At 64.3% G+C, this 13,215-nt stretch carries 16 protein-coding genes; 6 read left to right on the top strand and 10 right to left on the bottom strand.

All coding sequences use genetic code 11. The annotated features are described in order from the left end of the window. Positions 1 to 58 precede the first annotated feature (58 nt). The 4 genes from FJW06_RS01370 to FJW06_RS01355 form a co-directional block, all read right to left on the bottom strand. On the bottom strand, positions 59 to 910 hold the full coding sequence (locus tag FJW06_RS01370) for a tetratricopeptide repeat protein (protein WP_140746850.1): 852 nt from the start codon (positions 908 to 910) through the stop codon (positions 59 to 61). A 132-nt stretch (positions 911 to 1,042) separates the two neighbouring features. Then, the gene (gene rpsU, locus FJW06_RS01365; RefSeq protein WP_027165252.1) at positions 1,043 to 1,309 is read right to left on the bottom strand and encodes a 30S ribosomal protein S21; all 267 of its coding nucleotides are present in this window, start codon (positions 1,307 to 1,309) and stop codon (positions 1,043 to 1,045) included. Positions 1,310 to 1,487: 178 nt separating this feature from the next. Further along, entirely contained in the window at positions 1,488 to 1,874 is a 387-nt protein-coding gene (locus FJW06_RS01360) for an SET domain-containing protein-lysine N-methyltransferase (RefSeq protein WP_140746847.1), read from the bottom strand. A gap of 108 nt (positions 1,875 to 1,982) precedes the next feature. Beyond that, positions 1,983 to 2,741 (bottom strand): SDR family oxidoreductase, encoded by a 759-nt coding sequence (locus tag FJW06_RS01355; RefSeq protein WP_140746844.1) that lies wholly within the window; start codon positions 2,739 to 2,741, stop codon positions 1,983 to 1,985. A gap of 46 nt (positions 2,742 to 2,787) precedes the next feature. Here FJW06_RS01355 and FJW06_RS29990 point away from each other — a divergent pair, with 46 nt between their 5' ends. The 6 genes from FJW06_RS29990 (at position 2,788) to FJW06_RS01330 (ending at position 8,584) form a co-directional block, all read left to right on the top strand. Beyond that, positions 2,788 to 3,042 (top strand): hypothetical protein, encoded by a 255-nt coding sequence (locus tag FJW06_RS29990; protein ID WP_181178104.1) that lies wholly within the window; start codon positions 2,788 to 2,790, stop codon positions 3,040 to 3,042. A 48-nt stretch (positions 3,043 to 3,090) separates the two neighbouring features. Further along, positions 3,091 to 4,344, top strand: a complete 1,254-nt coding sequence (locus FJW06_RS01350) for a sarcosine oxidase subunit beta (RefSeq protein WP_040990174.1) — start codon at positions 3,091 to 3,093, stop codon at positions 4,342 to 4,344. Positions 4,345 to 4,416: 72 nt separating this feature from the next. Beyond that, positions 4,417 to 4,713: a sarcosine oxidase subunit delta gene (locus FJW06_RS01345; protein WP_140746841.1), complete on the top strand. Its 297-nt coding sequence runs from the start codon at positions 4,417 to 4,419 to the stop codon at positions 4,711 to 4,713. Continuing rightward, positions 4,710 to 7,703 carry a sarcosine oxidase subunit alpha gene (locus tag FJW06_RS01340; protein WP_140746838.1) on the top strand — a complete coding sequence of 998 codons (2,994 nt, stop codon included), beginning with the start codon at positions 4,710 to 4,712 and terminating at the stop codon, positions 7,701 to 7,703. The genes FJW06_RS01345 and FJW06_RS01340 overlap by 4 nt, the downstream gene beginning before the upstream one ends. After that, entirely contained in the window at positions 7,696 to 8,274 is a 579-nt protein-coding gene (locus FJW06_RS01335) for a sarcosine oxidase subunit gamma (protein WP_140746835.1), read from the top strand. Before FJW06_RS01340 ends, FJW06_RS01335 begins: the two co-directional genes overlap by 8 nt. Before the next feature lie 85 nt (positions 8,275 to 8,359). Then, positions 8,360 to 8,584: a hypothetical protein gene (locus tag FJW06_RS01330; RefSeq protein WP_140746832.1), complete on the top strand. Its 225-nt coding sequence runs from the start codon at positions 8,360 to 8,362 to the stop codon at positions 8,582 to 8,584. 181 nt (positions 8,585 to 8,765) lie between these two features. Here FJW06_RS01330 and FJW06_RS01325 read toward each other — a convergent pair whose 3' ends face one another. The 6 genes from FJW06_RS01325 to FJW06_RS01300 all read right to left on the bottom strand — a co-directional run bounded on the left by FJW06_RS01325 (position 8,766) and on the right by FJW06_RS01300 (position 13,166). Then, the gene (locus FJW06_RS01325) at positions 8,766 to 8,999 is read right to left on the bottom strand and encodes a DUF680 domain-containing protein (protein ID WP_140746829.1); all 234 of its coding nucleotides are present in this window, start codon (positions 8,997 to 8,999) and stop codon (positions 8,766 to 8,768) included. Positions 9,000 to 9,166: 167 nt separating this feature from the next. Beyond that, entirely contained in the window at positions 9,167 to 9,811 is a 645-nt protein-coding gene (locus FJW06_RS01320; RefSeq protein ID WP_140746826.1) for a TetR/AcrR family transcriptional regulator, read from the bottom strand. Between the two features lie 140 nt (positions 9,812 to 9,951). Next, on the bottom strand, positions 9,952 to 10,728 hold the full coding sequence (locus FJW06_RS01315; protein WP_140746823.1) for an SDR family oxidoreductase: 777 nt from the start codon (positions 10,726 to 10,728) through the stop codon (positions 9,952 to 9,954). Between the two features lie 17 nt (positions 10,729 to 10,745). Beyond that, complete coding sequence (locus tag FJW06_RS01310) at positions 10,746 to 11,783, bottom strand: phosphotransferase (protein WP_140746821.1); 1,038 nt, start codon at positions 11,781 to 11,783, stop codon at positions 10,746 to 10,748. Next, complete coding sequence (locus tag FJW06_RS01305; RefSeq protein WP_281404875.1) at positions 11,780 to 12,265, bottom strand: MaoC family dehydratase; 486 nt, start codon at positions 12,263 to 12,265, stop codon at positions 11,780 to 11,782. Before FJW06_RS01305 ends, FJW06_RS01310 begins: the two co-directional genes overlap by 4 nt. Before the next feature lie 85 nt (positions 12,266 to 12,350). Then, positions 12,351 to 13,166, bottom strand: coding sequence for an SDR family oxidoreductase (locus tag FJW06_RS01300; RefSeq protein WP_140746818.1), 816 nt, complete (start codon positions 13,164 to 13,166; stop codon positions 12,351 to 12,353). Positions 13,167 to 13,215 lie beyond the last annotated feature (49 nt).

The raw sequence follows: 13,215 nt of genomic DNA, 5'->3' as shown, positions 1-13,215 counted from the left end.
GCGCCGGCGGCGACCGAACGTCCTGCAATTCGCCCGTTCTTGCGGCGTCGGCTTCCGATCAGCTGGCGCTGCCACCGACGCGCGACAGGCCGTCCTTGGCCGGCTGATAGCCGGGGTTGAGACGGATGGCCTCGCGATAGGACTTGGAAGCCTTGGCCTTGTCGCCACGCTTTTCGTAGATCAGCGCCTGGTTGGCCCAGGCCTCGGCGTTCTTGCCGTCGAGCTTGATGGCCATGTTGAAGTCGGCGAAGGCGTTGTCCTCGTCGCCTGTCGCCAGATAGGAGAGGCCGCGGCCGTTGTAGGGCTCGGCAGCGTCCGGCGCCAGCGAGATCGCGGTCGAGAAATCCTCGATGGCGAATTTGTGCTGACCCTGGCTCTGATAGATCAGACCGCGATTGTGGTAGGCGCGGGCATCGGTGGTGTCGAGCTGGATCGCTTTCTGGAAGTCGTTGAAGGCGTCCTGCGTGCGGCCAGCCTTGCGGTAGAGATTGCCGCGGCCGATATAGGCGGCATCGTAGTTGGCGTTGATCTGGATCGCGCGGTTGTAGTCGGCCAAAGCGGCTTGCTGATTGCCGAGGAAGCGCTGGATCAGCGCGCGGTTCGAATAGGCCTGATAGAAGTTCGGATTGAGCTGGATCGCCTGGTTGAAGTCCTTCAGCGCCGCCTGGTACTGGCCGCCGCGACCATAGGCCGAACCGCGCACGTTGTATCCCTCGGGATCCTGCGGATTGCGCTGGATGACCGCCGAAAGCGAGGAGATGTTCTCGCTCGACGCCTGCGCCTTGTCGATCGAGTTGAACTCACCTGTCGGGGTCGTCTGGCATGCTGCAAGCACCAGACCCGAAAGCAGGGCCGCCGTCAGTGCGAAGCCGCGAAAAGCGGTTCCGCGCTCTACGGTAATAGCGTTCATCTTTGTCCTCACTGCCGCGGCGCCGTCAGTCCGTTCCCTCTCCGAACCGGCTCGAATCTATAAACAAAAAGGTGGCGGCGATTTCGCATCGCGCCACCCTCGGTATCCTTCGAAAAGGACGAAAAATTGGCGTTATGAGCGCGGCGAGCGCGATGCGCCGGCAGCACCAGCCGGAGCCGGGCGCGGGGTCATCGGCAGCAGGCCTTCGCGCTGGGCGCGCTTGCGGGCCAGCTTGCGGGCGCGGCGCACGGCTTCCGCCTTCTCGCGGGCACGCTTCTCGGACGGCTTCTCGTAATGACCGCGCATCTTCATTTCGCGGAAAATTCCTTCGCGCTGCATCTTCTTCTTCAGCGCGCGAAGCGCCTGATCAACGTTGTTGTCGCGGACGAGTACCTGCACGGGCAATCCTGTCTTCGGGTTTGAAATCGTTAGGCAAACAGCCATAGCTGACATGCCTCCGCGGCGAGCTGCACCGCGAATTGTGGCGGCTGATAGCAGAATCAGGCTGGCATGTCCACCTCTGATTGCCGGAACAGCTATCAAAAACCCGAGCGCTGCGCCCGGACATTTGTTCGCCCTACGCGGTCGTCAGATGGAGGCGCGCAAAGTCCTCGAAAAACTCGCCATAGTCGCAGGTGATTTCCTCGCCGGCGGCGATGTCGCGAATGGCGGTGGCGCCGCCATATTGCGAGAAATCGGTGTTCGGCCGCTCGGAGTGGTTCATGAAGCGGCCATTGTCGACCTCATAGACCATGAAGCCGGGCTTGTCGGGGCTCGGATAGGCGTAGCGGTCGAGCAACTCGCGCAGATGCGGCGGCGCCGCCTCATATTTATCCATCGGGATCAGCCGGTCGAAATCCGGGTCGAGCCGCCAGATCGAAGTACCCTTGCGGATCGGCTCGGCGGCGAACACGCCGACGCCTTCGATAGCGCTCTGGGCAACATAGGTTCTGATCAGCAGCATCGTTTCCCGTCCATTTTCGACGGGAAACGAAATCGTCAATTTGTGCCGAAATGCAAGGCCGCACCGCTACATTTCAGCGGATGGACCTTTTTCCAGCGGTCAGATGGATCACGTCCGGTTGATCGAGACGCCGCCATCGGCAAACAAGGCGGTGCCGGTGGTGAAGCTCGAGGCATCCGAGGCGAGATAGAGCGCAGAGCGTGCGATCTCCTCCGGCTGCGCCATGCGCTTCAGCGCGTGAATGCCTTCGACGAAAGCGCGCGCCTCGGGCGTGGTCGTGGTCGCGCCGGGCGTGTCGGTGCCGCCGGGCAGCAACGCGTTGACGCGCAAACCTCTTGGGCCGTATTCGGCGGCCAGCACCTGCGTCAGCCCGATCAGGCCGGCCTTGGCCGCGGCATAGGCAGCCATACCCGGCATCCCGGCGGTGTAGCCGACGAAGCTCGAGGTGAAGATCAGCGAGCCGCTGCCGCGCTCCAGCATCGCCGGTATCTGGTGCCTGGCGGCGAGATAGGCGCTGGTCAGGTTGGTGTCCATTGTCTCATGCCAGGTCGCCGGCGCCATGTCGGGCACTGGCCCCATCGCGCCAACGGCGCCGGCGTTGTTGAAGGCGATGTCGAGGCCGCCGAAGCGCGTTACAGCGAGCTCCACCAAAGCCTGGGCATAGGCTTCGTCCCTTACATCGCCTGCAAGCGCGGCCGCCGTACCGCCGGTATCCTCGATCTCGCCGACGAGCGCGTCGAGCTCGGCTTGACGCCGAGCGGCGGCGACCAGGCTTGCGCCTTGCTCGGCAAACAGCTTCGCGGTTGCGCGGCCGATGCCGGAACTTGCGCCGGTGACGATTGCGACCTTGTTTGTAAGGGTGAACATGTCTCTGCATCCTTCCTTTGTGCCGGGCTTGCCGGCGAATGGACGCTTGGTCGCAGATGAGGATTGCCGCGGCCACCCGAAACCGGCACCGGCCATCATTGTCCTACTGCCGCAACAGCCAAGCCAGCCTGTTCACCGAGAAGGCGTAGCTGAGGGCAATCAGCAGAGCCATGACGATGCCGATGGCCGCGTGACCGGCCAGAGCCGGGGCTTCGTTTTCACCGTGGCGCAAAGCGGCAACCGTCGTCGCAAACAGCGCAAGGATGACACCGCGGTTTCGCTAGTGATACACCTCGCGTGACGGGAGAGGCCCGAACGACATCCGCGATTTTTGGCGCGAGGCTACAACGTGAAGAAATACTCGGTATTCGCCATTGCCCGCGAGGCGATGCGCGGCCACAAGGGCTGGGAAGAGCAGTGGACCTCGCCCGAGCCGAAGAAAGAATACGACGTCATCATCGTCGGCGCCGGCGGGCATGGCCTGGCGACGGCCTATTATCTGGCGAGCGAGCACGGCATCACCAACATCGCGGTGCTGGAGAAGGGCTGGCTCGGCGGCGGCAACACCGGCCGCAACACCACCATCATCCGCTCCAACTACCTCTATGACGAAAGCGCCGGCATCTACGATCATGCGCTGAAGTTGTGGGACGGGCTCTCCCAGGAGCTCAACTACAACGTCATGTATTCGGCGCGCGGCGTCATGATGCTGGCGCACAACGTCCATGACGTGCAGGTGTTCAAACGCCACATCCATGCCAACCGCCTCAACGGCATCGACAATGAATGGCTGACGCCGGAAGAGGCGAAGGCATTCTGCCCGCCGCTCAACATCTCCAAGGAGGCGCGCTATCCGGTGATGGGCGCGGCGCTGCAGCGGCGCGGCGGCACGGCGCGTCACGATGCGGTGGCCTGGGGCTATGCGCGCGGCGCCTCGGCGCGCGGCGTGCACATCATCCAGAATTGCGAGGTCACCGGCATCAAGCGGGCGGCGAACGGCGCGGTCAGCGGCGTGGAGACGACGCGCGGCTTCATCGGCGCCAAGAAGGTCGGCGTGGTCGCGGCCGGCCATTCCTCCGTCATCATGAACATGGCCGGCGTGCGCATGCCGCTCGAAAGCTATCCGCTGCAGGCGCTGGTGTCGGAGCCGATCAAGCCTGTGGTGCCATGCGTGGTGATGTCGAACACGGTGCACGCCTATATCTCTCAGTCCGACAAGGGCGAGCTGGTGATCGGCGCCGGCACCGACCAGTATGTGTCCTATTCGCAAACCGGCGGCCTGCACATATTGCAGCACACGCTCGACGCCATCTGCGAAATGTTCCCGATCTTCACGCGCATGAAGATGCTGCGCTCCTGGGGCGGCATCGTCGACGTGACGCCGGACCGCTCGCCGATCCTGGCGAAGACGCCGGTCAAGGGGCTTTACGTCAATTGCGGCTGGGGCACGGGCGGCTTCAAGGCGACGCCCGGCTCGGGCAATGTCTTCGCGCACACGATCGCCAAAGATGAGCCGCACCCGATCAACGCGCCCTTCACGCTCGAGCGCTTCCGCACCGGCCGTCTCATCGACGAGGCGGCGGCGGCGGCGGTGGCGCACTGATGCCGGCTCAGCTGTTTTGCGATCAACCGGCCGGCGTGAGCGCCGGTCACGGCAAGTTTTAGGATCACCCAGATGCTTCTCATCCGCTGCCCCTATTGCGAGGAAGAGCGCCCGGAACTCGAGTTCCGCAATGCCGGCGAGGCGCATGTCGTGCGCTCGGCCAACATTGCCGGCGAGAGCGACGACGATTTCGAAAAATTCTTCTTCATCCGCGCGAACCCGAAGGGCGTCATCTATGAGCGCTGGCGGCACATCCATGGCTGCGCGCGCTTCTTCAACGCGGTTCGCGACACCGTCACCGACAAGTTCATCATGACCTACAAGGCCGGCGAGCCGAAGCCCGCGAAGCTGCCTGGAGCCTCGAAATGAACGCCGCCTTCCGCATTTCCGGCGCCGGTCGCCTCAGCCAGGCCAGAACCGCCTCCTTCAGCTTCGACGGCAAGTCCTACACCGGTATCCAGGGCGATACGCTTGCCTCGGCGCTGCTCGCCAACGGCGTGCATCTGGTCGGCCGCTCGTTCAAATATCACCGCCCCCGCGGCTTCCTGTCGGCCGGCGCGGAAGAGCCCAACGCGCTGGTCCAGATCGTGCGCGACAATGCGCGCAAGACGCCGAATGTGCGTGCCACCGTGCAGGAGCTCTATGACGGGCTGTCGGCCAATTCGCAGAACCGCTGGCCGTCGCTCGCCTTCGACGTCGGCGCGGTCAACGACCTTGCATCGCCGATGTTCTCGGCCGGCTTCTACTACAAGACCTTCATGTGGCCGAAATGGGCCTGGAAGGATATCTACGAGCCGAAGATCCGCGCCGCGGCCGGCCTCGGCGTTTCGCCCGAAAAGCCGGATCCGGACCATTATGCCTCGCGCTACGCGCATTGCGAGGTGCTGGTGCTGGGTGGCGGCGCCGCCGGCATTGCCGCTGCTCTTGCCGCGGCCGAAACCGGCGTGCGGGTGATCCTTGCCGACGAGCAGGCCGAATTCGGCGGCAGCCTGCGCTTCGAGAGCGGCGCCAGGATCGACGGCCAGGACGGCTATGCCTGGGCTCAAGGCGCGATCGCGAAGCTCATGGCGATGGATAATGTGCGCGTACTGTCGCGCACCACGGCCTTCGGCTATTACGCGCAGAACTTCGTCGGCCTGGTCGAACGGGTCAGCGACCATCTCAAGAATCCCGGCCGCGAGCTGGCGCGTGAGCGCCTGTGGCAGGTCCGGGCCAATCGCGTCGTCATCGCCACCGGCGCCATCGAGCGCCACATGGTGTTCGCCAACAATGACCGTCCGGGCGTCATGCTGGCGTCGGCCGCGCGCACCTATCTCAACCATTATGGCGTCGCGGTCGGCAGGAATGTCGGTGTCTATACGGCCAACGATTCCGCCTATGCCGCCGCGATCGACCTCAAGAAAGCGGGCGTCAATGTCGCGGCGATCGTCGACCTTCGCGACAATCCCTCGGGGGCGGTGATCGATGAGGCGAGGGCGCTCGGCATCGAGATCAATTTCGGCCGCGCGGTGGTCAGCGCCGGCGGCAAATTGCGCGTGTCGTCGATGACCGTGCAGCCGAAGAATGGCGGCGGCGGGCGGACCATCCCGGTCGACGCGATCCTGATGTCGGCCGGTTGGACGCCGTCGGTGCATCTGTTCTCGCAGTCGCGCGGCAAGGTCGCCTTCAACGACGAGACCAAGCGCTTCGTGCCCGGCACTTATGCGCAGGACTGCGTCTCGGTCGGCGCCTGCAACGGCACGGACGGGTTGGACGCGACGATCGACGAGGCCTATGCGGCCGGCGCCAAAGCGGCGAAGGAGGCTGGCGGCAAGGCCGGGAGGGCCGCCAAGCCGAAAGTCGATGCAGGCGAGAGCTGGTCGCGCGGCATGCTGGGCGCCGCGCCTGGCGCCGGGCCGGGCACGACGGTGAAGGCTTTCGTTGACTTCCAGAACGATGTCACCGCCAAGGACATCCGCCAGGCGGTGCATGAAGGCATGCACTCGATAGAGCACGTCAAGCGCTTCACCACCAACGGCATGGCGACCGACCAGGGCAAGACGTCGAACATGCATGGCCTGGCGATCGCCGCCGAGGAACTCGGCAAGCCGATCCCGCAGGTCGGCCTCACCACGTTCCGCGCGCCGTACACGCCGGTGACCTTCGGGTCGATCGTCGGCCACGCGCGCGGCGCCTTGTTCGACCCGACCCGGCGCACGGCAACCCATGGCTGGGCTGCACGCCAGGGCGCGGTGTTCGAGGATGTCGGCAACTGGAAGCGCGCCTGGTATTTCCCCAAGGCGGGCGAGGACATGCATGCCGCCGTCAACCGCGAATGCGTGACGGTGCGCAAGGTCGGCGGGCTGTTCGACGCCTCGACGCTCGGCAAGATCGAGGTGGTCGGGCCGGACGCGGCGAAGTTCATGGAACTGCTCTACACCAATCCGTGGGAGAAGCTCGAAACAGGCCGCTGCCGTTATGGCATCATGCTGCGCGAGGACGGCTTCATCTATGATGACGGCGTCGTCGGCAGGCTGGCGCCGGACCGCTTCCACGTGACGACGACTACCGGCGGCGCACCGCGCGTCATGAACCACATGGAGGATTACCTCCAGACCGAGTTCCCGCATCTCAATGTCTGGCTGACCTCGATCACCGAACAATGGGCGGTGATCGCGGTGCAGGGGCCGAAGTCGCGGGATATCATCGCGCCGCTGGTCGAAGGCATCGACATGTCGGACGAGGGAATGCCGCATATGTCGGTCCGCGAGGGCAGGATCTGCGGTGTGCCGACAAGACTGTTCCGCATGTCCTTCACCGGCGAGCGCGGCTTCGAGGTCAACGTGCCGGCCGATTACGGCGAGGCGGTGTGGGAAGCGCTGTGGGCCGAAGGCCAGAAGCACGGCGCGACCGCCTACGGCACCGAGACGATGCACGTGCTGCGCGCCGAGAAGGGCTACATCATCGTCGGCCAGGATACCGACGGCACGGTGACGCCGAACGATGCCGGGCTCGACTGGGCGGTCGGCAAGAAGAAGACCGACTTCGTCGGCATTCGCGGCCTGACCCGGCCAGACCTGGTGGCCAAGGGTCGCAAGCAGCTCGTCGGCCTGAAGACCAAGGACCCCAAGGTGGTGCTGGAGGAGGGCGCGCAGATCGTCGCCGATCCGAAGCAGCCGATCCCGATGAAGATGATCGGCCACGTCACCTCCAGCTACTGGTCGGAGAATTGCGGCCGTTCGATCGCCCTGGCGCTGGTCGCCGGCGGGCGCGACCGCATGGGCCAGACGCTCTATGTGCCGATGCCGAACGGCACGATCGAGGTGGAAGTCACCGGCATGGTGTTCGTCGACGAGAAGGGAGAACGCCTCAATGGCTAAGGCCGCCGCCAAGACAAAAGCCGCCGAGGCCTCGGTCGAGCGGCGTCCCGCGCTTGCCGGCCGCACGCTGTCGGCGCCGGGCGTCAAGGTCGAGATCCTGCCGCCGGCCGACCGCATCTCGCTGCGTGCGCCACAGGCGTCGCTTGCCGCGCTTTCCAAGGCGCTCGGTCTCACGCTGCCGGCAAAGCCGAAGACCTCGGCTTCGAAAGACGGGCGCACGGCGCTGTGGCTCGGGCCGGACGAATGGCTGATCATCGACGAGGCCGGCATCGACCCGCTCGCCGATTGCGCCAAGGTGACGGTGCTGCATTCGGCGGTCGGCATCTCGCACCGCAATGTCGGGATTTCCGTTGTCGGACCTGCCGCCGCGGTGACGGTCAATTCGGGCTGTCCGCAGGACCTGTCGCTCGAGGCTTTCCCGGTGGGTGCGGCCTCGCGCACCATTCTCGGCAAATCCGAGATCGTGCTGTTGCGCACCGCGGCCGACGCGTTCCGCGTGGAATGCTGGCGTTCCTTCTCGGACTATGTGTTTACTTTGCTGTCGGAAGCGGCAGGCGACGCGGCGAACTGATCTCCACACTGCGCCGTCGGAAAGCAGCGCAGCAGGAACCATCGCCGACCCTGGCCGTTTCCGCAGCTCGCGAGGGAGATTGCTGATGCCGTCCAAATCCGCGCCGAAGTCAGCCAAGAAGACAGCGGCAGTCCGTTCGCTGGAGCACGAAAGGCATCGCGAGGTCGAGGAAGAGGAACTCGAGGAAGGCCTCGAAGACACGTTTCCGGCCAGCGATCCAGTATCGATCACCAGCACTTCCATCCCCGGCGGGCCGGCAGAGCCCGGCAAGGCCAAGGCCGTGCCTGGAATGAAGTCGCGCAAGAAGTAGCGTCGTCGCAGAAGGCAATCGGAGTTCAGGCAGAACGAAAAAGGGCGGCCAAGCGCCGCCCGTTTTCGTTGATTCTGCCGATAGGGCGTTTCACCGTTTCACGGAAACGGCTCTATCGCTTTGTTTTGGCGCAATTCCGAACGGAAAACCGCTCACACTTTTCCTTGAATTGCTCCAGTGCTTACAGGCCGGGCACGAACCAGGGGCTGACGTCGATGCCGAGGCGCGGGCTCTTGGTCTGGGTCTTGTTGGCGTCCGCTTTTTCGACCGAGCCGGTCGCGGTGCAATCAAGAACCACATTGGTATTGGTCTGAACGCAGGCCGCCGGGGCGTGCTTGGCCGGCTGATGCGTACCGGCAAAAGCGGCGCCGGAGAAAGCCAGCACGGCGGCGAGGGCGAGGATTATCTTCTTCATTTTCCGTCTCCAGTCATCTCATTTCGTACATGTACAATATAGCGTACACATACGACGACTGGAGGTGGAATTCAAGACGAAATCTGTACGTGTACGACAACTTTTTTGAACGTAAGAACTCGCCGCGGCGAATCAAGCCGATGGGGGCGCAAAAACGGCTGTGGCGATCAGCAATCGATCGGGGTTTCGGTGAGCGGAGGGATATCCTGCGCCGACAATGAGGCCAGCATGAAGTCGCACATCCGTCTCACATAGGCCTGGGGATCGCCGAAAGGATAGAAGGGGAAGGTGATCAAGAGCGAAATCGTGCCGTGGCCGACGGTCCACAGCATGGTCGCGATAGCGCGCGGGTCGCCCTTGAGCTTGCCGGCGGCAACGCACGCCTCGACGCGTTTGATCAGCACCTTCATCGCCGGATTGCCCTCCTCCATGTCCTCATAGCTGCGGCCTTCCGGCAGCCTGGTCTTCTCGGTCATGAAGACGGTGCGGTACTCATTGGGGTTGCCGAGCCCGAAGGCGGCATATTCGGTCATCACCGCCTTGAGCGCCTCGACCGGATCGTCGGCGGGGTGCCCCTCGATGCGCCGCGCGAGCGTCTCGAAGGCATCCTCGGCCAACGCGAAGAGGATGTCCTGCTTGTCGGCGAAGTAGGAATAGACCGACATCGGCGCATAGCCGACCCGCTTGGCCAGCTTGCGGATGGTCAGGCCCTCGTAGCCCTCTTCCTGCACCAGCTTGTGCGCCGCCGCGACGAGTTCCGAGCGAAGCTCCGCCTTCTGTTTCTCGCGGCGTTTCTGAACGCTCAGCGTCAATGTCCGCTGCCTTTGTCGTTGGTTGCCTGATGAAATTATATACGCTGTACGGAAACGGACAAGCGAGCCTTCCGGTTCCGCTACGTCCGTTCGAACTCTTCGGTTAACGCGGTTGCGGGCGCAAGCCGCTCCCGGCATGCTCAGATCGCGCCAATGCCGCCATCGAGCGCCAGCGTGTGGCCGGTCATGAACGAGTTGCCAGGGTCGGCAAGGAACAGGATGCCGGTGATGATCTCGTCGACCTCGCCGACCCGCTTCATCGGCACGCCGCGCGTGAGTTCGGCAAGCGCTTCGGCTTCGGGCGCCCCTGTGAAACGCACGAAGCCGTCGACCATCGCGGTGCGGGTGTGGGCCGGGCAGACCGCGTTGATGCGTATGCCCTTGCTGGCATATTCCACGGCAGCCGAGCGCGTCAGCCCGACGACGCCGTGCTTGGCGGCGGCATAGACCGAAAGCTTCGGTGCGCCTGAGAGGCCGGCGACCGAGGCGATGTTGACGATGACGCCGCCCTTGCCGCTTTCCCTGAATTGCCGTTCCAACTGAGGAATCTGGTTTTTCATGGCATAGAAGACGCCGAGCAGGTCGACCTCCACCACGCGGCGCGCTTCCTCCGAGGTGACCTGCGGCAGGCGTACGAAGGAGTGGACGATGCCGGCATTGTTGACGGCGATGTCGAGCCGGCCGAACTTTTGCACGGCCAGCTTCACCAGATCCTCCGAGAGCTTTTCGTCGGCGATGTTGCCGGCAAGGTGAGCCGTCTCGGCGTCGAGCGTTGCGGCGAAATCGCCGAGTGCTGCCTCGTCAAGATCGGAGAGCACCAGCCGCGCCCCCTCAGCGGCGAAGGCCTTCGCCGCGCCGCTGCCGAGGCCACCGGTCGCGCCGGTGATCAGCACGGTCATCCCATCGAAACGGCCCATAGCTCGGCTCTCTTTGTTCAGCGATTATCGTCGATCAGTTCGACCGCAAGGTGGGCAAGCAGTTTTACTGCCTCACCATAGGTCCTTGCCTTTTCCGGATTGGAGGCGTTGCCGTCCAGCGCGCGGCGATAGACGCCCTGGCAGATCGCCGCCAGGCGGAAGAAGGAGAAGGCGAGGAAGAAGGTCCAGTTGTCGATCTTCCCGATGCCGCGCCGCTTGCAATACGCTGCGACATAGGCCTCCTCGGAAGGCAGGCCGGCAGCCACGCGATCGACATCGCCAAGGCCGCGTAAACCCGAGGCGTGCGGCAGACGCCACTGCATGCATTGATAGGCGAGGTCGGCGAAGGGGTGGCCGAGCGTCGACAACTCCCAGTCGAGCACCGCGATGACTTTCGGCGCGTCCGGCGCGAACATCACGTTGTCCAGCCGGTAGTCTCCATGGACAAGCGAGACGCGGCCGTCATCGGCTGGCATATGCGTTTCGAGCCACGCAATCAGCCTGTCGATATTGGTTATAGTTTCGGTTTCGGAGGCGCGGTACTGGCCGGCCCAGCGCGTAAGCTGGCGCTCGAAATAGCTGCCGGGCCTGCCGAAATCGCCAAGGCCGACGGCGTCGATATCGACGTCGTGCATCGCGGCAAGCGTCGCGTTCATCGCGTCGTAGATCGCGGCGCGCTCTTCGTTGCCGGAAACGTCCGGCAGCGACGGATCCCAGAAGATGCGGCCGTCGAGATATTCCATGACGTAGAACATGCGGCCGATCGGGGAGTCTTCGCCCGACAGATGCAGCATGCGCGGCACCGGCACCGCCGTGCCGGCAAGCGCCCGCATCACCCGAAATTCGCGGTCGACCTGATGCGCGGATTTCAGCAATTGCCCCGGCGGCTTGGCTCGCAGCACGTAGCGGCCGCTGACGGCAGTCAAAAGACAGGTCGGATTGGACTGGCCGGACTTGAATTTTTCAATCGCGGAAAGGCCGGCGAAACCCGGGACATGCGCCTCGAGATAGGGCGCAAGCGCCGCCTGGTCTATGGCACCGGCCTCGCCGCTCATGCGTTCTCGGGCTGGCGCTCGATCAACGTCAAAGTCAGCCAGCGCGCCGTCAGCGCCGGCTTCTTCGAACCCTCGATCTCGATGGTCACGTCATGCGCCGTCTGCACCCAGCCGGAGGGCCGCACCTTGACGTCCGCCAGCACGAAGCGGGTACGGATGCGAGAACCGGTCTTCACCGGCGCCAGGAAGCGCAGCGTGTCGAACCCATGGTTGACGCCCATCTTGGTGTTTTCGATCGGCGGCATGGTTTCGAAGGTCATTGCCGACAAAAGCGACAGCGACAGGAAGCCGTGCGCGATGGTGCCGCCGAACGGCGTCTCGCGCTTGGCGCGCTCGGGATCGCAATGGATGAACTGGTGGTCGTCGGTCGCATCGGCGAACTGGTCGATCATGCGCTGCGTGACCGTTCGCCAGGGCGAGACGCCGACCTCCTTGCCGACGCTTGCCAGAAGCGTATCGAGACTGATCGGTTCCACGCTGATGTCCTCCGCACCCCCGCCCGGATTACGATTCCTTGAACCGGACGCCTTATTCCTTGAACCCCGCCCGATTCTTTCAATCGGGCGCCTATTCCTTGAACAATGTCATTCCATGCTGCACCGACTGGCCGCCATCGATCGGCAGGATGGCGCCGGTGACATAGCTTCCGGCACGGCTGCACAAATAAAGCGTTGCGCCGGCAATGTCATCCGCCACACCGATACGGCCGAGCGGAACATGGTTACCAACATGTTTCGCCTGCTCCTCTGTCGCGGTGGCGAAGGCCGTCATGCGGCTCTGGAAAGGGCCCGGCGCAAAGGCGTTGACGGTGATGCGGCGAGCGGCGAACTCGATCGCCAGCGTGCGCGTCAAATGATGCACCGCCGCTTTCGACGCCGCGTAGGAATAGGCGTCGTCGGCCAGTGGCTGGGTGCCCATCACCGAGCCGAGATTGATTACCCGGGCCGGGTCCTCGTCGCTCGCCGCGGCGTCGAGCAGCGGCAAAAGCTCCCGTGTCAGATGGAAGACGGCGGTGACGTTGACGCCGAACACCTTGGCCCAGGCGTGGTAAGGGAAATCCTGCAACGGCGCACCCCAGGAAATGCCGGCATTGTTGACCAGGATGTGCAGGCGCTCCGCACGCGCCTTGACCTCGGCGACGAGAGCGGCGATCCCCGCCTCGCTAGACACGTCGCCAGCAAAGCCCTCGGCATGGCCGGAGCCGCCGAGCGCGTTCAATTCGTTGGCGACTTTGGCGCAATCCTCGCCCTTGCGCGAGGCGATCATCACATGAGCGCCGGCGCGCACCAGCCCGGTCGCCACCATGCGGCCGATGCCGGTCGCCGCGCCCGTCACCAGCGCGGTCTTGCCGGCGACCGAGAACAGCTTGTCCAGATAGCTCATCGTGTTTCTCCGCACGTCTCGACCGAACCGGCGAGTGACTCGCGTTGAC

It is taken from the genome of Mesorhizobium sp. B4-1-3 (assembly GCF_006439355.1).
Lineage (GTDB): Bacteria > Pseudomonadota > Alphaproteobacteria > Rhizobiales > Rhizobiaceae > Mesorhizobium.
Note: the sequence above shows the minus strand (reverse complement) of the source record. Positions and strands in the feature narration are given on the sequence as shown.

What these genes read in the sequence shown, in the direction of transcription:
- FJW06_RS01335 (WP_140746835.1), top strand. Translation starts at nt 7,696, where the DNA reads ATGGCTAAGGCCGCCGCCAAGACAAAAGCCGCCGAGGCCTCGGTCGAG.
- FJW06_RS01345 (WP_140746841.1), top strand. Translation starts at nt 4,417, where the DNA reads ATGCTTCTCATCCGCTGCCCCTATTGCGAGGAAGAGCGCCCGGAACTC.
- FJW06_RS01340 (WP_140746838.1), top strand. Translation starts at nt 4,710, where the DNA reads ATGAACGCCGCCTTCCGCATTTCCGGCGCCGGTCGCCTCAGCCAGGCC.
- FJW06_RS01325 (WP_140746829.1), bottom strand. Translation starts at nt 8,999, where the DNA reads ATGAAGAAGATAATCCTCGCCCTCGCCGCCGTGCTGGCTTTCTCCGGC.
- FJW06_RS01315 (WP_140746823.1), bottom strand. Translation starts at nt 10,728, where the DNA reads ATGGGCCGTTTCGATGGGATGACCGTGCTGATCACCGGCGCGACCGGT.
- FJW06_RS01355 (WP_140746844.1), bottom strand. Translation starts at nt 2,741, where the DNA reads ATGTTCACCCTTACAAACAAGGTCGCAATCGTCACCGGCGCAAGTTCC.
- FJW06_RS01360 (WP_140746847.1), bottom strand. Translation starts at nt 1,874, where the DNA reads ATGCTGCTGATCAGAACCTATGTTGCCCAGAGCGCTATCGAAGGCGTC.
- FJW06_RS01300 (WP_140746818.1), bottom strand. Translation starts at nt 13,166, where the DNA reads ATGAGCTATCTGGACAAGCTGTTCTCGGTCGCCGGCAAGACCGCGCTG.
- FJW06_RS01330 (WP_140746832.1), top strand. Translation starts at nt 8,360, where the DNA reads ATGCCGTCCAAATCCGCGCCGAAGTCAGCCAAGAAGACAGCGGCAGTC.
- FJW06_RS01310 (WP_140746821.1), bottom strand. Translation starts at nt 11,783, where the DNA reads ATGAGCGGCGAGGCCGGTGCCATAGACCAGGCGGCGCTTGCGCCCTAT.
- FJW06_RS01370 (WP_140746850.1), bottom strand. Translation starts at nt 910, where the DNA reads ATGAACGCTATTACCGTAGAGCGCGGAACCGCTTTTCGCGGCTTCGCA.